Genomic DNA, 18533 nt, shown 5'->3' on the forward strand with positions numbered 1-18533 from the left:
GACAGTCAACTCGCCCTGAAGTCAGGAACCGTGACGCCGAATCGGGGATTCGTCCCGTCCCCCTAATCGGGGGTAGAGGCCGAGTTCACTGACAAGCCCCGCGCCACCGTGCGCGGGGCAGTTGACCTGGCTGTACCGCCACATGCAGCGGACGGTGCGATACACCGACCCTGCGGCGTACACGACGAGCGACGGGACCGCGGTCCCGAACCTGCTGGGTGTCGTCCGCGGCGTCCCCGCGTTCTTCGAACGCTGCCTCTTCCCGGTGTTCGTCTTCGACGGCGGCCCCGTCTCGCTCAAGCAGTCCCGGCTCTCCTCGCGGCGCAAGCGCCGGAAGCGAGCCGACGCGAAGGCGAAGGCGGCGGCCGAACGAGGGGACCATTGCGCGGCCGCCCGAAATCGGGCGCAGGCGCAGGGCCTGACGAAGCCAATCCGACAGACCACCGACGAGCTGCTCGAACTGCTCGATATCCCGACGCTCGTAGCTCCGTCCGAGGCGGAAGCGCAGGCCGCGCACATGGCGCGGGCGGGGGCCACCGAGTACGTCGTGACCGACGACTACGACGCGTTACTGTACGGCGCGCCGCTGACGCTCCGGGAGTTCGCGAGTGCCGGCCGCCTGGAGTGCATGGACTTCCGCGCGACGCTCGACGAACTCGGCCTCACGCGGGCACAGCTCGTCGACGTCGCCATCCTCTGCGGGACGGACTACAACGACGGCGTCCCCGGGTTCGGCCCGAGGCGCGCGCTCGACCGCCTCGAAGCCCACGGCCGCGTCTGGGCGTAGCCGGGCCGCTCACTCCTCGTCGACGAGCGTCGCCGGGTCGACGTCCTGTCGCTCCACGGCGTACGCGAGGACCCGCCGAACGAGCTCGTCGTCCACGTCCGAGAGGAGGCTGTTGACGACGCCGGGCAACCCGTCGGCGTGGAGGCGGAGCACGACCGTCTCGACGGCCCCGTGTTCGACGTGCAAATCGATCTCCCAGCTGTCCGGTTCGGGTTCGGAGAGATGGATGTCCGTCCACTCCTCGGACGCGTCGCCGCCGTCCGCACGCGTCGCTCTATCCGAGTCGGCCGACCGTCGGGGTTCGTCTGTCATCGCAGTTCGTCACGACGGCGCGCGTCCCCTTAAACGGCGGTCCGAAACGGGCCAGCGCTCGGTCGCCTCTGGCTCACACCGCGCGTTTCAGCTCGCGGAGTTCCTCGAGCAGTCGGTCGGTCGTCTCCTCGAGGTCGTCGCCGAATTGGTCGGCGTCTTCGAGTATCCGGTTCCGGACATGTCCGGGGATCTCGCCATCATTCTTCTCGATTCGGCAGTGGATCGAGGCGAGTTCGTCCGGGTACTCCTCGAGGTCTTCGATTGCTTCTCCGAGCTTGTCGACGCCGCCCGACCCGACGGTCGAGAGGTTCTCCTCGTCGTCTTAGTTCGCTATGTCCGTCGATACGGTCCGGGTAAATGGAAATTTCGGCGCGGGGATAGGTCGGTCGCTCGGCGGGGACTCACCCCTCGTCGCGGGCGTCCCGCAGAAAATCATCGAGATCGGTTTGGAGGCGACTCGCGACGCGTTCGGCGTACTCCCAGAGTAAGTCGTTGAGTTCCGCTCGCGTGGATTCGGATAGGCTGTCCTCGTCGCGGTATCCCTCGTCCGGGATCTCGGGGTGGCCGATACAGACCACCTGCGGGTTCTCGCCGGCCACGCCGGCCGCGACGACGCCGTACTCGTCCGCGTCCCACAAGCCGCGCCCGGTCTGTCGGACGAGCGTCGAATCTATCTCATCTAGGAGCCGTCGCTCCTCGTCGGTCACCGCCGCGTTCTCGCCCCCGAAGAACTCTTCGTACGCCGCGTCGCGTGCGTCGAACTGCCAGTGGTCGAGCTTTTCGCGGACACGCCGCAACCGCTCTCGATCAGTGTCGATCGTCGACATACATCTCGGAGAGACGACGGCGAGCACCAAGATAATGGGGGCAACATCACCCACGGAGTTTAGCGGTGTCGTCCCGATAGAGCGAACGGGACACCGATGACCATCCAGTCACTCACCAGGCGGCGCGTCGTCACCGTCACCCCGGAGACGCCGATCGACGAAACGGCACGGAAGATGCGCGATGCGGGCGTCGGCAGCACCGTCGTCGTCGAGGACGATCGGCCGGTCGGCATCGTCACCGACCGGGACCTCGCGCTCGACGTCGTCGGTACGGGCACGGACCCGCGCGAGACGACCGCCGGCGACGTGATGGTGCGGAAACTCGTCACCGTCGCGACCGACGCGAACGTCCTCGACGCCCTCGACCGGTTGCTGGCGGCGAAGGTCCGCCGCCTCCCCGTCGTCCGCGACGACGGCACCCTCGCTGGTATCGTCACGATGGACGATTTCCTCGTCCTGTTGGCGGCGGAGTTCCGCAACCTCGCGGCGGTCGTCGAGGCGGAGTCGCCGCCGTACTGATCACCGCGGCGGCGCGACCCCCGGCTCACGCGAGATGGCGCTCGAACCACGTCGCCGCGAGGCTGGCGACCCCCTCCAGTTCCCCCGGCCCCTCGAAGAGGTGGCCGGCACCTTCGACGACCTCTAGCTCGCTGGGACCGGTGAGTCCCTCGAAGGCCTCCCGGTTGAGTTCGAGAACCTGCGTATCCGCGCCGCCGACGACGAACAGCGTCGCGGCGGTCACCGCGGGCAACTGCTCGGCGGCGAGGTCGACCCGACCGCCGCGGGAGACAACGGCGGCGATGTCGTCGCCACGCTCGGCCGCGGCGCGCAGGGCCGCCGCTGCCCCGGTGCTCGACCCGAAGTACCCCAGGTTCAGGTCGCGCGTGTCCTCGCGCGCTCGCAGCCACTCGGTCGCCGCGAGCAGTCGCTCGGTCAGCAGCTCGATATCGAAGCGGGTCTCGTAGCGCTCGTCCTCCGCCTCGGTGAGGAGGTCGAACAGCAGCGTCCCGACGCCGTGGTCCCGAAGTACGCCCGCGACGAACGCGTTTCGGGGGCTCTTCCGGCTGCTGCCGCTCCCGTGGGCGAAGATAACGAGGCCGTCGGCGTCCGTAGGCAGGACCAGTTCCCCGTCCAGTTCGACGCCGTCGACCGGAATCGCGATGGCGTGGTCTGTCTGGTCGGTCATACCTGAGCGTTCGCGGACTGACGTGTTAACGTTCCCGTCGGCCGCGAGACCGTTACCGCCGTGGCGACCCGGTAAGCCACCACCCGAACACCTTGTTCCAGTAGTCCTCGCTCGGGTGTTTCTTCGTGCGGGCGTAGTCCTTCCCCTCGAGTATCTGTCGCTCGACGACGTTGCGCGCCAGGTGCAGGGCGTGTCGCGCGCCGTACCCCTCGCCGGTGCCGACGAAGTGGCCCTTGTCCGTGAACAGGCGGATTCGCGCCATGACGAGCGGTGTCCCGCGCAGCGTCTCGTCGTGCTCGTGGAGGAAGACGTTCGCCTCCAAGACCTTCAGCCCGCCGTACTTCCGCGTGACGCCCTCTATCAGCCTCGCGACGTCCGCGCGCGTCATGTCGTCGAGGAGATCGATGTGGGTTATCTGGACCGGGAACTGCGTCTCTTCGGTCACCGAAAGCGCCTCCAGGACGTCCGTCTTGGTGACGATGCCGGCCGGACGCCCGCCGTCGGTCACGACGAGCGAGGAGATGCCCCGAGAGAGCATCGTCCCGACGGCCTCGTCGAGGCCCGTCTTCGGCGTCGTGGTCGCTATCGGTTCGCTCATGACGTTCTCGACCGGCAGGTCGAGCATCCGGTCGAGGTCGCCCGACCGCTCCCCGAACCCGCCGTGCGAGCGGCCGCCGCCGGTCTGGACCTCCGCGGCCGGCGACCCGCCCTGCCCGCGTCGCATCTCGCGGGCCGCGAAGTCGAGGACGTCCGCGAGACCGACGATGCCGACCGCGGCGTCGTCCTCGACCACGGGCAGGTGCGTGATGCGCTGCTCGCGGAGCGTGTGCAGCGTCTCGCCCAGCGTCGCGTCCCGCGGAACGGTGAGGAGGTCCGGCGTCGAGACGGCGTCGACCGTCAGCACTCGGAGGAACGGCTGCACCTTCGCGAGCAAGTCGTCGGCCGTGACGACGCCCACCAGTTCTTCGTCCTCGAAGACGGGGAGCGCCTTCGCGTCGCTACCGACCATCAGGCGCGCAACGGTCCGCACGTCCTCGTCGGCATCCACCTTCGCCACGTGCCAGACGAGGCCGCGAGCCTTCGCGTCGGGGTTCCGGTGGCCGCCGATCAGTTGCCGCTGGGTGACCAGCCCCTCGTACTCGCCGTCCTCGGTGACGACCACCGCTTTGTCCCCCGACTCCCGTATCGCGCCTTCGAGTTCCGAGACGCGGGTGTCCGCGTCGAACGAGTCGTACTCCGCCGAAACGATGTCGCTGATGTCCATAGGGTTCCACCGGCGTTCGAGTACGCTCGCCAACAGGTTCAATGTTCGCTCCGTCGAGACGATCCCGGACCGCGGTGCCGTCGTCCGGACCTGCGACGACTCCGCTCCGCTCGCTCAGTCCGCTATCGAGTAGCGAATCTGGACGACGCGGTCGAACGGGACGTGGAGCGTGCGGTTCGGTTCTGCGACCACGGCGACCGACTCCCCGTTGCCGTCGAGGATGTCGTTCGCGACGTACCCTTCCGCCGTCACCGTATCGCCGTCACCGTCTCGTCGTCGCCGTCGAGGTACGTGACGACCCCGTACTCAAATCGCTCGTTGCTCTGGACCTCGGTGTAGCGCTCGACCATACCTCCCGCTGCGCGCCGACGCATCGTAAGATCACTCCCCGGCGTCCCGCGCGGATAGCGCGGCGCGTCTCCGGTGAGGCGAGGGGGGTTCGCTTCCGTCGAGTCGGACAGAGCGCGGCAGTGAGTAGCGGTCCGCGCCTCGGTCGGGTGCGTCGCCGACCGGGCACGCCGCGGGGCCGGTACTGACGGTATGCCTGCGTTTCGCCGTCTGACAGCATTCCGACTAGTGCGTTCCGTCGCCGATTGGAGCGGTATTTTCAGTCTCCGCTCGCCATCTCGTCGCTGTCCGGATGAGCGTGGCGACCAGATAACTACGCTTGGCAGCGACTCGCTCGTCCGCTGTCACTACTCGAGACGGGCAACGCCGACTTATCGTCGACGCCGAGCTCGGTGCGAACGAACAAGCGGTCCGTATCCGGCTCCGAGACGCGGAAGGTCCGTGTTCGGACGATTTCGGTCGCTACCCGACGACACCGACAAGGGGCGCTTTCCGTGTGGTCGCACTCACCGACGAATCGGCGAACGGGCTTACCCCGGACGTCGTCTCGGATAGTCCGCGTATATCAATACCCGCTCGCGCCGTCGTCTCTTCCGTCACGGGACGCTACGAGCACCCGACCCCGGAAGGGCTCGACGTCAGCGTGACATCACAGCCATGGTCCGAAACTTCCGCTCCGAAGACGAGGGAAAGCACGTGATGACAGCCGACGGCGACATGGTCGGCACCATCGAACGAGCCAGCGGCGGAACCGCACATGTGAAACCGGACTCGGGACTCTCCGGGAGCATCCGCCGGAAACTGGGCTGGACAGACGAGAGCGAGGAGACGTACAGCCTCGAGAAGGCGAACGTCGACAAGATAAACGACGACGGTATCCACCTGAAATCGAACTTCTGAGTCGCTGTCTGCCCGTCCGGTACTTTTTTAGTTCGCGTCTCAGGTCAGTCTATCGGCGACGCTATCGAGGTGGTCTATCCCGACGACGGCGAGGACCGACCCGTCTCGCCGGCGGGCGTCGACGTTCGCCGCCATGGTCTGCTCGCGCGTCCCGTCGAGCAACAGGTCGGCGTGCGGTCGCTCGAACGCGCCGAGCAGCGCCCGGCTCCGCGCGACGCGGGTCCGTTCGTCGTCGGCTTGGGCGGTCGGCGAGTCGGCCGCCGTGACGTCGTGATCGAGGGCGTCGCGGTGGGCTCCCTCAGCCCCCAGCCGACAGTCGAGGGCGTGGCGAGCGATGTGACCGATCTCGCCGACCGCCCGTCCGACCGTCCCCGGCGACGCGCGCTCGTCGAGCGCGTTGCGGGCGAAGCGATAGCCGAACCGCCAACCGAGCGTGTCGATGCCGACCGTCTCCGCGTCCGGCGACGCGGCGACGGCGGTGGTCATCTCGTCCGTCGCCGCCGCGTCGTCTCCTCCGTCCGCGCTGTCCGCTCCTCGCCCCGTGAAGTACGGTACCGCCACCGCCGGGAGTTCGAGCCCGAGGACGTCTGGGTCGAACGCTGTCGCTACCTCTCGGACGCGGTAGCTGCTGGCGGGGTGGTCATGGACGACGCCGACGAGCATCGCGGGATGCCTGTCGGACGTCGCCGGCTGCGTTCGGACGAACTCCTCGTTCAGGCGGGGGTCGTCGCGGGCGGCGAGTTCAGTCGACACTTCCGATTGGCTGTTTGACATCGGTTTCGTACGACAGCACGTAGTTTCTACGGACGTTTAAGCGTTGTCTATCGTCCAATATGTGACGTGTACTCAAATACTGGTTTCGGGAACGTTCCAATTCTATCTGAGTGGAATATACGCCGACGAGAGAAATGCGGCGGTTGCGTCCTACGGAGTAATCGTAACCGTCCTCTCCGACTATTCGGGGCGGACCGGTTCGGCAATCCAAGGAGGGAGTCTACCGCATTCCGTAGAGCTCTATGAATGACCGTTTTGAGAGACGGGCCACTCGGCGGACGGAAACGGGGCGATAAGCCGTTGAAAACGAATGGACAGTCGTATAAGGGAAAAATATAGCTATCAAGCGAAGAAACGAAGATATATTCGGTATATGGGCGAGAAGGCGGAGAAATTGGAAATAGTGTATTCAAATACGGGATATCGAGAAATACATAGAAAGATACGTTCGTACCGAGGGAGATAGTATACGCGAACTGCAGCTAATATCTACCGCGTTCCTCGGCGTGAACGGTTCCCGATCGACGGACTCGGTGTGACGGACGAAAGGATGTTTCAGTTTCGGCGTCCATCTGTCTCATAATGAGCGAGTCCGACGGGGCCAAACAGGTCGACGACCCCGACTACCACAGCTAGAACCACACGGCCGCACAGGCCTGTGGTTGGACGAAGAACGCGATGCGGGGTGAGGGAACGGTGCTCAACAGATGACGGGACGCTAACTCCAACCTTGGGCAGATATCCCGCTAATGGCGTTGATGCCTGTACCAATCCTTTCTAGGAAGATAGCTCTACGCAAGTGTTTGACCGAACTGGAGATGCAGCGGAGAATAGGATGGAATGGGGTGATTACTGCTTGCTTATCAACTCTCAGACAACACCTGACAGATACATTTTAACTTCCAAGGTTAGGAGAATCGATAGACTGCGACAAACTTGGACAGTCCATCTGATCGAAGATAACGAAAACTGTCACTATTTGCTTGTCGAAGGTTCGCCTGACTCCTTCCATATTTGCCGGAAATAGCACCTCAGACGCCTATATTCTGGTTTCTGGGGGTCTCGAATCTGGCTCTTAGACCAATGCTCCTATAGAACTACCTCGCTCTGCACCCTATCTTGCCCTTTCTCTCTCGGTATTGGCGGGGGAATCTCCAAGGTTGGACGAACACCGATTCGTGTGAAGTACCTCGGGGACAAGCCCCGAGGCACTCACCTTGCTTATGAGCGCCCACACGGAGTGCGGGCGCTCTGGTTCGGGCGCTCGTTACTCAGGTCTTGTTTGCACCATCGAAAAATCGAATGTGGAATCGATATCAGAGTCTTTGCCGGAATCACTGATTCGCCTGTCGATCAGTGGCTGTTGGAGCTGAACTGAGATGGCACAGGGGCCCGTGCGGAAACTCCGGAGCGAACGAGCGCGACTCGAACGCTACGGCGCAGACGGAAAACTGCCTCGGGAGACGACCGAGGCATTGCTTGAGTGGTCGTCTGCACTCCATCCAGAGGAATCGGAAGCGACCTACGTAACGCCAGACGGGGAAGCGAAGACGTTCGCGGTCAGCACTGTTCAGACGTACCTGCGTTCGATACGGAAGGTCGCAGTGCGTGCGATTCCTGACCTCTGTTCGTTGGACCCCTCGGAGTTCAACGACGCAATGGATGCAATGCACACCGGCGAAAATCCACACGTGAAGGACTGTGGGCTGGCCAAACGCACACTGGCAATCGCTCAGTCCGCAGCGCGAACGTTCGTCTGGTATTTCGATATCGCTTCACCTGCGGAGATTACCGTGTACAGCGAGCAACCAAAGTCAGGTCACGACGACAGCGAGGTTTTCTTACGTCGTGACGTGCAGGCGCTCAGACAACACGTCGATGGCCCTCGAAACAGGGCACTATTGGAGTTGCTGTTGAACACCGGACAACGAATCAGCGCGATTCAGGGACTTCGGATTCGAGATATCGACCTTGAACACGGAACGTTCTCGCTCAATACTGACCGTGAAGGCCTGAAAGGTGCAGCGAGACGGGTCAATCGACGACCACTGCTCGGTGCACAGTGGGCTCTCACAAACTGGCTCGAAGTCCATCCACGTATGTCTTCGTCGGTGATCCCGATCACCACTACACGAAACTAGACCAACCGCTGTGTCAAGGTACGATTCGACGGATGCTCGAAACAACTGCCGGTCGGGCGAACGTCGACAAGCCGGTCAACCCACATAGCTTTCGCCACTTCTGGACGACGACGATGAAACAGGATTACGGCCTGAACGACGACGAGATTAAACTGCTGCTCGGACACGGAAGAGAGGGAAATGGTGTCAATATCGTCTACAACCATTCGAAGACCGCGGAACTCCTCTCTAACGTTGAAAGAAAACTGGGAGATAGCCGTGATCAGACTCCCAAACCGCTAACACCGGACAACTGCGGAGCGTGCGGTGAGGAACTCGATGCTCACTGGCAGTGCTGCCCCGTGTGTGGAATGCGATACGGACCCGCGAACCTGTCGCTGTAATCTCATCTTGGGGGTTGCTTGTCACCCTCCATCTCGGGGTTCCGGACGAAAGGATGTTTTAGGCTCCCTGTACACTAGCCCTAACAATGAGCGAGTCCGACGGAGCCAAACAGGTAGACGATCCGGACTACCACAGCCAGAATCACACTGCGGCACAGACCTGTGGCTGGACGGCCAATTCTTTGCGCGGCGAGGGGCGTTGTTATAAATACTTCTTCTATGGGATCGAGTCCCACCGCTGCATCCAGATGACGCCCGTCGTGAAGTGCAACGAGCGCTGCGTCTTCTGCTGGCGCGACCACGCGGGCCACGCGTACGAACTGGGCGACGTCGAGTGGGACGATCCGGCGGCCGTCGCCGATGCCTCCGTGGAGCTCCAGAGGGACCTGCTCTCGGGGTTCGGCGGCAACGACGAGGTGCCCGACGACGTCTTCGACCAGGCGATGGAGCCGCGCCACGTCGCCATCTCGCTCGACGGCGAACCGACGCTGTATCCCTACCTGCCGGAACTCATCGAGGAGTTCCACGCGCGGGACATCACGACGTTCCTCGTCTCGAACGGCACGAATCCCGAGATGCTCGCCGAGTGCGACCCGACCCAACTGTACGTCTCCGTCGACGCCCCCGACCGACAGACGTTCGACTCGACGGTCAAGGCCGTCGAGGACGGCGCGTGGGAGTCGCTGATCGACACGTTCGACGTCCTCGCGGAGAAGGACGAGACGCGCACGGTGATCCGGACGACGCTCGTCGACGGCCACAACATGCACCACCCCGAATGGTACGCGGCGATGTGCGACCGAGCCGACGCCGACTTCGTCGAGATGAAGGCGTACATGCACGTCGGCCACTCGCGCGGGCGACTCGATCGCGACTCGATGCCCGACCACAGCGATGTCAGAGAGTTCACCGAGGCCGTCAGCGAGTACCTCCCCCACGACGTGCTCAAAGAGGTCGAGGAGTCCCGCGTGGCCGTCCTCGCCGAGGACGAACAGACGTGGGTGCCGAAGTTGGAGAAGGGAAGCGAATTTTGGGAGCGAGACGCGCTCGTCGAGTACTGAACGCGAGTCGGCAACTGGACTCCAGTTCCCTGTCGTTCCACATCTGGAATTCATATCACGTTCGGTACGCTTATCGGTCGCGACTCCGTAGCGTCGCGTATGGCTGAATCATCGGGACGGGTCGTCGGGCGCGACGAGCTGGCGACGCTGAAACTGCTCGCGCTCGACGGCGCGCTGGACGAGCCGACGAAGGTATCCTGTGCGGACCTCGCGGCGCGGCTCGAGGCCTCGAATCAGACGGCCTCGCGCCGCCTCCAACGGCTCGAAGACGCGGACTTCCTCGACCGCGACATCGGCGGCGACGGTCAGGAAGTCCGCATCACCGCCGCGGGCGAGCGCCGCCTCCAGTCGGAGTACGCGGACTACCGGCGCATCTTCGAATCGGACGCCAGCGTCCACCTGAACGGCATCGTCACCTCGGGGATGGGCGAGGGACGGCACTACATCACGCTGCCCGGATACATGGAGCAGTTCATCGAGCGACTGAACTACGAACCGTTCGCCGGGACGCTGAACCTCGAACTCACCGAGGAGAGCGTCCGCAAGCGCGCGCGACTCGGCGCGCTGGAACCCGTGACTATCGAGGGCTGGGAGGACGACGAGCGCACCTACGGCCCGGCGTACTGCTACCCGGTCTCCGTCGAGAGCGGCGACGGCGAGTACGAGCCCGCCCACGTCATCGCGCCCGAGCGGACCCACCACGGCGAGGAGCAACTGGAGGTCATCGCCCCCGAGAAGCTCCGGGACGTGCTCGAACTGGAAGACGGCGACGAGGTGACCGTCCATGTCTCGGAGTGAGACTGCCGTGGACGCGGACAGCGCCGCCGACGCCGTCGCCGCGTTCGCCCGCGGCGACCCCGTGTTGGTCCACGACGCCGCCGACCGCGAGGGCGAAACGGACGTAATCTACCCCGCAGGGGCCGTCGACTCGGCGGCCGTCGCCCACATGCGTAACGACGCGGGCGGTCTCGTCTGCGTCGCCCTCTCCGACGCCGTCGCCGACGCCTTAGACCTCCCGTTCATGCGGGAGGTCGTCGACCACCCGACCGCCGCGGACCACGAACTGGGCTACGACGAGCGCTCCTCGTTCTCGCTGACGGTGAACCACCGCGACACCTTCACGGGTATCACCGACGAGGACCGCGCGCTGACCATCCGCGAACTCGCCGCGGTCGCCGCCGACCCCGACGCGGACGCGTTCGCCGAGGCGTTCCGCTCGCCGGGCCACGTCCACCTGTTACGGGCCGCCCCGAACCTCTTGGACGACCGGGAGGGCCACACCGAACTCGGGGTCGCGCTGGCCGCCGCCGCCGACCAACCCCCCGCCGCCGTCGTCTGTGAGATGCTCGACGACGAGACGGGCGAGGCGTTGCCGCCGGCCGCCGCCCGCGCCTACGCCGAGCGCGAAGGTCTGGTCTACGTCGAGGGAGCGGCGCTGTTGGCCGCGCTCGAGTGACCTCTCCGCGACCGCGAACCGCGCGTCGCTAAGTCGGGCTTGCCGAGATCGCCGTCTGAATCAGCCGGGCTTACGATTCGCTACGGCGGGAATAACAATGCCCGCTTGTCGTGGGTAATTGGGTGCATGGCACCGATTCCAAGTTTAAACCGGCTTTCGGGGCGACGGCTCGCCACGCTGCTCGTGGTAGCCGCCGTCTTGCTGGCACCGACGACCGGTCTGGTCGCCGCACAGGCCGACGAGACGCCGACCGAGACACCGACCGACGGACCGATGGAGACGCCGCCCGACGACGAGGCGGAACCGACGGCTACACCGTCCGACGAGGAGGCGGAGACGCCGACGGACGACGGAGAGGCGACGCCGTCTGACGACGGCGAGGACGCGACGCCGACCGACGAGGCGGCGAGCGCCGATGGGCAGTACGCCGCCGTCCAGGGCGACCAGTGTACCGTGGTAACGCCGCTCTCCGGGAACGAGTCCGCACAGGAGTTCTACGACTACCGGCTTCCGGAGGAGTTCGCGGATAACCCCTACATCAACACGACGGGCGACGCGTACGGCTCGGAGGGGACGACGGACCTCCAGCGGGCCAATACGAGCATCGTCTTCCTGTACTCGGACACGAACGGCACCGAGGACACGGCCGACGACACGCTGAGCCTGGTGTTCGTCCACGGTAACGAGGGCAACGCCAACTCCAGTGGCGGGTCGGCGTCCCTCGATATAACCCAACTCCCGGCCAACGGGACGTGGACGGTCCGCGACGACCAGTACGACGGGCCTACCAGCTACGACGTCTGGACCGTCGACAACGAGACCGCTCGCGTCGACTGGACGTGGGGCGACGCGGCCACGGACGGCGGCGTCTACAGCGGCCTCGGCGAGAACTTCTCGATCAGCGTCAGTCCGGCCTTCAACGACGAGGCCGTGCTGGCCGGCCAGTACTACAACGGCACCGTCGAGAACTGGGAAGTCGTCTCGGCCAACGCCTCCGACGAGGACGCGGAGCCGACCCGGACCGCGCTCGACCTCTCGGAGCCGATGACGCTCTCGACCGGCGGCTGTGAGGGCGTCGCCGCGGACGAGAACGCGACTGACGAGGGCGAGACCGGGACGGAGACGCCGATGGGCGGGAACGAAACCGCGACCGACGCGGGAACGCCGTCTGACGTCATCGTCTTAGACGAGGAGACGGCCACGCCCGAGAACGAGACCGCGACCGCGGACAACTGAGAGCGCGAGTCCGCGACCGTGCACGATTCCGTCGGCGGGTCCGCACGACCGCCGACGATGCGTCCTTTTTTCGCCGGCTCACGCAACTGCCAACAGTGAACAGACACCGTCAACACTCTTAACGGAGGAATTCAATTGGGTGTATATGACTCACGACGAACCAACGGTCGGTATCACACGTGACTGTCGGACGCGGGGGACCAGCGCATGAGCGACCGTCCCGAGATGTTCGAGGGCGTCGAGGAGATTTGGATGGACGGCGAGTTCGTCGACTTCGAGGACGCGAACGTCCACTTGCTTACCCACGCGCTTCACTACGGCACCGGCGTCTTCGAGGGGGTTCGCTGCTACGAGACCGAGGAAGGCCCGGCCATCTTCCGCTGGGAGGAACACCTCGATCGGTTCTACGACTCCGCCGAGGTGTACGACATGGAGATCCCCTTCGAGAAGGACGAACTCACCGAGGCCACGGTGGAACTCATCCAGCGTGAGGGCCTGCAGTCCTGTTACATCCGCCCGATCGCCTTCTACGGGTACGGGCCGCTCGGGCTGAACCCCGGCAAGTCGCCCGTGCAGGTCGGTCTCGCCGCGTGGCCGTGGGGCGCGTATCTCGGCGAGGAGGCGCTCGAAGACGGCGTCGACGTGGCCATCTCCTCCTGGCGGAAGTACTCCTCCGATCAGATCCCGACCAACGCGAAGACGACGGGTCCCTACGTCAACAGCGTCCTCGCGTCGCTGGAGGCCAGAGGCAACGGCTACGTCGAGGCAATCGTCCTCAACCAGGAGGGCAACGTCGCCGAGGGGCCGGGCGAGAACATCTTCCTCGTCCGCGACGGCGAGATCTACACGACCGGGCTGGCCGAGTCAATCCTCGACGGCATCACCCGGCGCACCGCCATCGAACTCGCCGAGGAACTGGGCTACGAGGTCCACGACGAGGCGACCATCTCGCGGGGCGAACTGTACACCGCCGACGAGCTGTTCTTCACCGGCACCGCGGCTGAGGTGACGCCCATCCGCAGCGTCGACGACAACCAGATCGGCGCGGGGACCAAGGGACCGGTCACCGACGAGCTCCAGACGGCCTTCTTCGACCTCGTCGAGTCAGGCGAGCGAGAAGAGTGGTTCCGCTACGTCTAAGCTGAACCCAGTTAGTCTTCGCTGGTCATCGGGATCGGGCTGTCGCCGTCGTGCGTGTCGCCGAACCCGGCACTGAGGATGCGCGTCAGCGCGTCTTCGACGCGTTCGTCGGTCTCCTCGTAGTCCTCGGGAGAGACTTCGATGACGAACCCGGTGGTGATGTTCGGTGCCGTCGGCAGAAACAGGACGTCGCGGCCGTCGTCGGTCGTCTTCCCGGTCTTGAACGCGGTCATCCGCAGCCCGTCCCACACTTCGAGCTTCACGGGTTTCTGGAGTTCGTCGGTGCCCGACACCGCCGTCTCGACCGCCATCTTCGAGGCGTTGTACACCACTCGAAGCCCCGGAACGTGGTTCATCGCGTCGTCCAAGGCCCGCTCGACGATGTCGCCGAAGGCGGTCCGCATCAGGTAGCCCACGGAGAAGACGAGCAGGACGAACAGGACGAGCGCGACGAAGACCCGGGCGAACTCCACCGCTCGGGCGGTGGCGGCGTCGGCGGGCACACCGAGCGCGATCAGGAGCCCGGAGTCGATGGCGGGGATGAAAAACGCCGCGGAAGCCAGGATGCCGTAGAGGTAGATGATGACGGTGAGGGTGACGATGATGGGCAACAGAACGATGAGGCCGCTCGCGAAGTCACGCTTCCACGACGAAGACGAGGCCATAGGAGATAGTGGCTGTCACGGGATATGAGCCCTTTCCTTTCCCGTTCCAAGCGCGGAACTAGCCGCCGGCGAGCGCGCGAAGCGCGAACAGCGCGTTCTCCTTGCGTTCGAGGACGCGCCGCCAGAAGTACGCGGGCCATTCGCTGCCGAAGGGGGCGTACTGCCAGACGTCACAGACGCCGGCGAGCTCGTACTGGGCGTCGGTCCGCACGCCCATCAGCATCTGCACCTCGTAGGGCGTCTCGTACTCGCTGTGGAGGTCCGCCGCCAGCGTCAGCATCTCGGGGTCGTGGCTGCCGACGGCGACCCCGCCGGTGCGCTCGCGGAACAGGAACTCCAGGTCCCGTCGATAGGCCGCGTTCACCTCGGCTTTGCGCTGATAGGCCACGTCCGCGGGCGGGTCGTACGCGCCCTTGACCAGCCGAATCTTCCCGGGTACGTCCGCGAGCCGTTCGAGGTCGTCGGCCGTCCGTCGGAGGTTCGACTGGAGACAGAGACCGACGCCGCCCCCCTGTTCCTCGGCCTGCGTCTGGAAGGCGTCGATGGCGGCGTCGGTCGTCGTGTGGTCCTCCATGTCCATCCAGACGAAGACGCCGTGTTCCGCGGCGCTCTCGACGACGCGCGCGAGGTTCTCGCGGAAGAGGGTCTCGTCGACGAGCAGCCCGAGTTGCGAGGGCTTCACGGAGATGCACGCCCGGAGGTCGCTCGCGCCGATGTCGGCGACGAGCCGCTCGTAGGCGGCGGTGTCGGCCGCCGCCGGAGCGCGTTCGTGATAGTGCTCGCCCAATCGGTTGCAGATGACGCCGACGTTCCGCTCGTTCGTCCGGCGGGCATGTTCGAGGGCCGCGGCGGCCGACTCCCCGGCGACGAACCGACGTGCCAGTGGCGGCAACATGCCCGATAGTTGCCACCCGGACGGCAAGAAGGTTGCCGCGTACCGCTGTCGTCGTGACACGCGCTCGGTACGAGTCACAAGGCTCGAAACCAACCACGAGCGATAGCAATCCGACTCCCCCACGCCCGTTGTAGAATTTATAAAACACTACTTCGTATGTGAGGTTACAGATGGAGGTCAAACGAACCGTTCCGGTCAAACGAACCGTTCCCGAAGACCGACAGAGCGACCTCCATCAGACCATCGGGCAGTTCAACCACGCCTGTAACTACACTGTCCAACACGGTAGAAACGACGACGGCTATCTCATCCTCAACAAGTCCACGATACACGACGAAGTGTACCACGACCTACGAGACGAGACAGACCTGCCCGCGAACCTCTGCGTTCGCGCCTACTCGAAAGCCGTCGAAGCGATGAAATCTACAGTTGCAGACTGGAAGAAGGGTAACAGCCGACCACTCCCACGATTCAACGAGCCGTCGAACGCTTGACCCACATCCGCGAGCGAATGGACAACGGGAACGACCAAATAAAGCGTCAAATGCACAACTGGGCGTTCCGCGAACTTCAAGAAATGCTCGCGTACAAAGCCAGCGGGTACGGTATCCGCGTGGAGGAGATTCCGCCTGCGTTTACGAGTCAGACCTGCTCGAAGTGCGAGCATCAGTCCAGCACGAACCGCGATAGCAAGACTGGCTGGTTCGAGTGCAACGAGTGTGGCTACTCGGTTGACGGCGACTACAACGCGTCGAAGAACATCGGTCTCAAGTTGCTAACTTTACCACCGGGCAAACGTCCCGATGGGTTGGGCGACGGTCATCTCGCCCTCAAGTCTGGGATGGTGAACGGGAACGGCGATTACACCGCCTACGACGGTTCGTCGTCAGACCGGGAGTCCACGGACAAGCCCACGACTTCAGTCGTCGGTAGATGACACGCGTTAAGACGCCGGGCCGAGACGGCGCGGACATGGACGTCTTCGGTGTGGTTGTGACGGCAGTGTGGGTGATGCTGCCCGCGTACGTGCCCAACAACGCGGCGGTGCTCGCCGGCGGGGGCCGGCCGATCGACGGCGGACGGACGATGGGCGACAGCCGACTGCTCGGCGACGGCAAGACGTGGCGCGGGACGCTCGCCGGCACGCTCGCGGGACTGGCGCTCGCGATACTGCTCTCGGTGCTCGCGCCCGCGGCGAGCGATCTCGTCGGCCACGCGCTCCCGACGTTTCCGCTGCTCGCGGGCCTCGGACTGGCGTTCGGGGCGATGCTCGGCGACATCGGCGCGTCGTTTCTCAAGCGCCGGAGCGGCCGCGAACGCGGAGCGGCCTTTCCGGGACTCGATCAGTTGGACTTCGTGGTCGGCGCGCTCGCCTGCGCGCTCGTCCTCGCGCCGTCGTGGTTCGGCGCGACGTTCACCGTCCCCGTGTTGGCGGCGATCCTCCTGCTCACGCCGCTGTTGCACGTGCTGACGAACGGGATCGCCTACGGGCTCGGGCTGAAAAACGAGCCGTGGTAACCTCTTAGCGACGGCGCGCGAGCAGGCCAGCCAGTAGCACCGCGAGCACCGCGAGTGCGGCGGTGAAGCCGGGACCGCTGCCGTCGGTGGTTTCGACCGGCGATCCGGCGGTTTCGTCGGTCGCAGCCGTCGGCCGTGCGGTGATGCCGGTCGGCTCCTCGCCGCTGCTCGCCGTCCCAGTCGCACCCGCGGTCGCTCTCTCGGCCGCCTCCCCTCCGGGCTGGGTCGCCTGTGCGGCGGTAGCGGTCGCGGAGTCTCCGGTCGGGGCTCCCGCGCCATCCGGCGCGGCAGTCGTCCCGCCGGACGGCGTCGCGGTCGTCCCGTCGCCCTGTGAGCCGTCGGTCGCGCCGCCCGTACCGTCCCCGCTTGCGCCACCCGCGCCGCCGCTCGGCGGGGCGCTTCCACCTGACGTGGCACCACCGCTCGACTCGCTCTCGGTCGAGTCGTCACCGGTCGATCCGTCGCTCCCGCCGCCCGCTTCGCTCTCGTCCGTGAGGGCGTACACCTCGCCGGCGTCGGTCCCGACGACGACCGTCCCGTCGACGAGGGCCGGCGGCGAGACGGCGGTCCCACTGAGTTCCCTCGTCCACAGGCTGGTTCCGTCCGTCGAGATGCCGTGGACCGCGCCGGCGTCGGTGGCGGCCACGAGCGTCTCGCCGTGCAGCGACATCGAGACGCCGTTGCCACCGGTCGCCGGTACTTCCTCGGTCCACGTCGTCGCGCCGCCGTCCGCGTCGTCGAGCGCGACCACGTCGCCGGCGGCCGTCGCGGCGTAGACGGCGTCGTCGGTGACGACCGGCGAATAGCGCACCGCGTCACCGAGCGCGGCCGTCCACTGTCGCGTTCCGTCGGGCGCGTACGCGGCGACGGTGCCGTCGACCGCGCCGACGTACACCGACCCGTCGGTGACGGCCGGCGAGGTGAGTCGCTCGTCGGCGACCGAGTCGGTCCACAGGCCGCTACCGTCGGTTCCGACCGCGTGGAGCGTCCCGTTGCGGTCGCCGGCGTAGACGGTGCCGTCGGCGACGGCCGGGGCGGTGGCCGAGAGGGACGTCCCGGCGTCGTAGCTCCACGCCGTGTCGCCGGTGTCGGCGTCGACGGCGTACAGCGTCCCGTCGTCGCTCCCGACGTAGAGGACGCCGTCGTGGACCGTCGGCGACCCGAAGGGGGCTCCCGCGAGCGCCGTCGACCACTGCTCGTCACCGTCGGCGGTGCCGAGGGCCGTCACGCCGTCGGCCGTCGTCGCGTAGACGGTGCCGTCGGTCGCGGCCAGCGAGTCGTATCGCTGGTTCTCCACGTCTCTGGTCCACTGACGAGTTCCGTCATCGAGCGCGTGCGCGTTGACGAACTCCCCGGTCGCCACGAAGGCCTGCCCGTCGACGATAACGGGACTGGCGGCCACGTCGCCGCCGGGCGCGCGGTTCCAGTCGTCCGTCGGCGATTCCAGCGGTGACAGCGACGCGGCGGCACCGGTGTTGCGCTCGCCGCCGGCGTAGCTCTCCCACCCGTCGACGCCCGGACTGCCCGCTACCGGGGCCGCGACGACCGCGACCATCGCTAGCACGAAGAGACCGAACGCTCGTCTACCCATCATCAGTTACGACTCTTTCGGTAACCGACGCGGCGTCCGGTAGTCTATC

General features: G+C 65.6%; 20 protein-coding genes and 2 pseudogenes. 13 read left to right on the forward strand and 9 right to left on the reverse strand.

The annotated features are described in order from the left end of the window. Positions 1-121 precede the first annotated feature (121 nt). Positions 122-787, forward strand: coding sequence for a PIN domain-containing protein (locus EGH23_RS15305; RefSeq protein ID WP_220580863.1), 666 nt, complete (start codon positions 122-124; stop codon positions 785-787). Between the two features lie 9 nt (positions 788-796). Here EGH23_RS15305 and EGH23_RS15310 read toward each other — a convergent pair whose 3' ends face one another. Continuing rightward, complete coding sequence (locus EGH23_RS15310; RefSeq protein ID WP_220580864.1) at positions 797-1099, reverse strand: hypothetical protein; 303 nt, start codon at positions 1097-1099, stop codon at positions 797-799. Between the two features lie 401 nt (positions 1100-1500). Then, complete coding sequence (locus EGH23_RS15315; RefSeq protein WP_220580865.1) at positions 1501-1926, reverse strand: DUF1708 domain-containing protein; 426 nt, start codon at positions 1924-1926, stop codon at positions 1501-1503. Positions 1927-2022: 96 nt separating this feature from the next. Between EGH23_RS15315 and EGH23_RS15320 the strand changes: the two genes are divergently transcribed. Further along, complete coding sequence (locus tag EGH23_RS15320) at positions 2023-2445, forward strand: CBS domain-containing protein (RefSeq protein WP_220580866.1); 423 nt, start codon at positions 2023-2025, stop codon at positions 2443-2445. A 25-nt stretch (positions 2446-2470) separates the two neighbouring features. Here the strand turns inward: EGH23_RS15320 and EGH23_RS15325 are convergent, their stop codons facing one another. From EGH23_RS15325 to EGH23_RS15335, 3 genes are all read right to left on the reverse strand, one after another. Then, positions 2471-3112 (reverse strand): dienelactone hydrolase family protein, encoded by a 642-nt coding sequence (locus tag EGH23_RS15325; protein ID WP_220580867.1) that lies wholly within the window; start codon positions 3110-3112, stop codon positions 2471-2473. A 52-nt stretch (positions 3113-3164) separates the two neighbouring features. Continuing rightward, positions 3165-4376: a CBS domain-containing protein gene (locus EGH23_RS15330; RefSeq protein WP_220580868.1), complete on the reverse strand. Its 1212-nt coding sequence runs from the start codon at positions 4374-4376 to the stop codon at positions 3165-3167. 114 nt (positions 4377-4490) lie between these two features. Then, entirely contained in the window at positions 4491-4628 is a 138-nt protein-coding gene (locus EGH23_RS15335) for a hypothetical protein (protein ID WP_220580869.1), read from the reverse strand. A 753-nt stretch (positions 4629-5381) separates the two neighbouring features. Between EGH23_RS15335 and EGH23_RS15340 the strand changes: the two genes are divergently transcribed. Next, positions 5382-5624, forward strand: coding sequence for a hypothetical protein (locus tag EGH23_RS15340; RefSeq protein ID WP_220580870.1), 243 nt, complete (start codon positions 5382-5384; stop codon positions 5622-5624). 39 nt (positions 5625-5663) lie between these two features. Here EGH23_RS15340 and EGH23_RS15345 read toward each other — a convergent pair whose 3' ends face one another. Then, on the reverse strand, positions 5664-6398 hold the full coding sequence (locus EGH23_RS15345) for a hypothetical protein (RefSeq protein ID WP_220580871.1): 735 nt from the start codon (positions 6396-6398) through the stop codon (positions 5664-5666). A 582-nt stretch (positions 6399-6980) separates the two neighbouring features. On the opposite strand from EGH23_RS15345, the pseudogene EGH23_RS26385 reads away from it, so the two are divergent. The 7 genes and pseudogenes from EGH23_RS26385 to EGH23_RS15380 all read left to right on the forward strand — a co-directional run. After that, positions 6981-7091, forward strand: a pseudogene (locus EGH23_RS26385) (4-demethylwyosine synthase TYW1); the annotation flags it as partial. Between the two features lie 974 nt (positions 7092-8065). After that, positions 8066-8922, forward strand: a pseudogene (locus EGH23_RS27050) (tyrosine-type recombinase/integrase). A gap of 86 nt (positions 8923-9008) precedes the next feature. Next, positions 9009-9983 (forward strand): 4-demethylwyosine synthase TYW1, encoded by a 975-nt coding sequence (gene twy1, locus EGH23_RS15360; protein ID WP_220580874.1) that lies wholly within the window; start codon positions 9009-9011, stop codon positions 9981-9983. A 99-nt stretch (positions 9984-10082) separates the two neighbouring features. Beyond that, positions 10083-10781 carry a DUF120 domain-containing protein gene (locus tag EGH23_RS15365; protein ID WP_220580875.1) on the forward strand — a complete coding sequence of 233 codons (699 nt, stop codon included), beginning with the start codon at positions 10083-10085 and terminating at the stop codon, positions 10779-10781. Next, positions 10768-11439 carry a 3,4-dihydroxy-2-butanone-4-phosphate synthase gene (gene ribB, locus EGH23_RS15370; protein WP_220580876.1) on the forward strand — a complete coding sequence of 224 codons (672 nt, stop codon included), beginning with the start codon at positions 10768-10770 and terminating at the stop codon, positions 11437-11439. The genes EGH23_RS15365 and ribB overlap by 14 nt, the downstream gene beginning before the upstream one ends. Positions 11440-11565: 126 nt before the next feature. After that, positions 11566-12675: a hypothetical protein gene (locus EGH23_RS15375; RefSeq protein WP_220580877.1), complete on the forward strand. Its 1110-nt coding sequence runs from the start codon at positions 11566-11568 to the stop codon at positions 12673-12675. Between the two features lie 207 nt (positions 12676-12882). Continuing rightward, positions 12883-13815 carry a branched-chain amino acid transaminase gene (locus EGH23_RS15380; protein WP_220580878.1) on the forward strand — a complete coding sequence of 311 codons (933 nt, stop codon included), beginning with the start codon at positions 12883-12885 and terminating at the stop codon, positions 13813-13815. A gap of 11 nt (positions 13816-13826) precedes the next feature. On the opposite strand, the gene EGH23_RS15385 is transcribed toward EGH23_RS15380, so the two are convergent. Together EGH23_RS15385 and EGH23_RS15390 are read right to left on the reverse strand one after the other, a co-directional pair. Continuing rightward, the gene (locus tag EGH23_RS15385) at positions 13827-14480 is read right to left on the reverse strand and encodes a DUF502 domain-containing protein (RefSeq protein ID WP_162318192.1); all 654 of its coding nucleotides are present in this window, start codon (positions 14478-14480) and stop codon (positions 13827-13829) included. 58 nt (positions 14481-14538) lie between these two features. Further along, a complete protein-coding gene (locus tag EGH23_RS15390) occupies positions 14539-15375 on the reverse strand; it encodes a proline dehydrogenase family protein (protein WP_220580879.1) in 837 nt (278 codons plus the stop codon). 170 nt (positions 15376-15545) lie between these two features. On the opposite strand from EGH23_RS15390, the gene EGH23_RS15395 reads away from it, so the two are divergent. The 3 genes from EGH23_RS15395 to EGH23_RS15405 are packed head-to-tail and all read left to right on the forward strand — an operon-like array spanning position 15546 to position 16893. Continuing rightward, positions 15546-15869 carry a hypothetical protein gene (locus EGH23_RS15395; RefSeq protein ID WP_220580880.1) on the forward strand — a complete coding sequence of 108 codons (324 nt, stop codon included), beginning with the start codon at positions 15546-15548 and terminating at the stop codon, positions 15867-15869. A gap of 17 nt (positions 15870-15886) precedes the next feature. Further along, the gene (locus tag EGH23_RS15400; protein ID WP_220580881.1) at positions 15887-16312 is read left to right on the forward strand and encodes a zinc ribbon domain-containing protein; all 426 of its coding nucleotides are present in this window, start codon (positions 15887-15889) and stop codon (positions 16310-16312) included. 35 nt (positions 16313-16347) lie between these two features. Next, positions 16348-16893, forward strand: coding sequence for a CDP-2,3-bis-(O-geranylgeranyl)-sn-glycerol synthase (locus tag EGH23_RS15405; protein ID WP_220581001.1), 546 nt, complete (start codon positions 16348-16350; stop codon positions 16891-16893). Between the two features lie 4 nt (positions 16894-16897). Here the strand turns inward: EGH23_RS15405 and EGH23_RS15410 are convergent, their stop codons facing one another. Then, positions 16898-18487, reverse strand: a complete 1590-nt coding sequence (locus EGH23_RS15410; RefSeq protein WP_220580882.1) for an outer membrane protein assembly factor BamB family protein — start codon at positions 18485-18487, stop codon at positions 16898-16900. Between the last annotated feature and the right edge of the window lie 46 nt (positions 18488-18533).

The sequence above is a fragment of the Haloarcula nitratireducens genome, assembly GCF_019599505.1.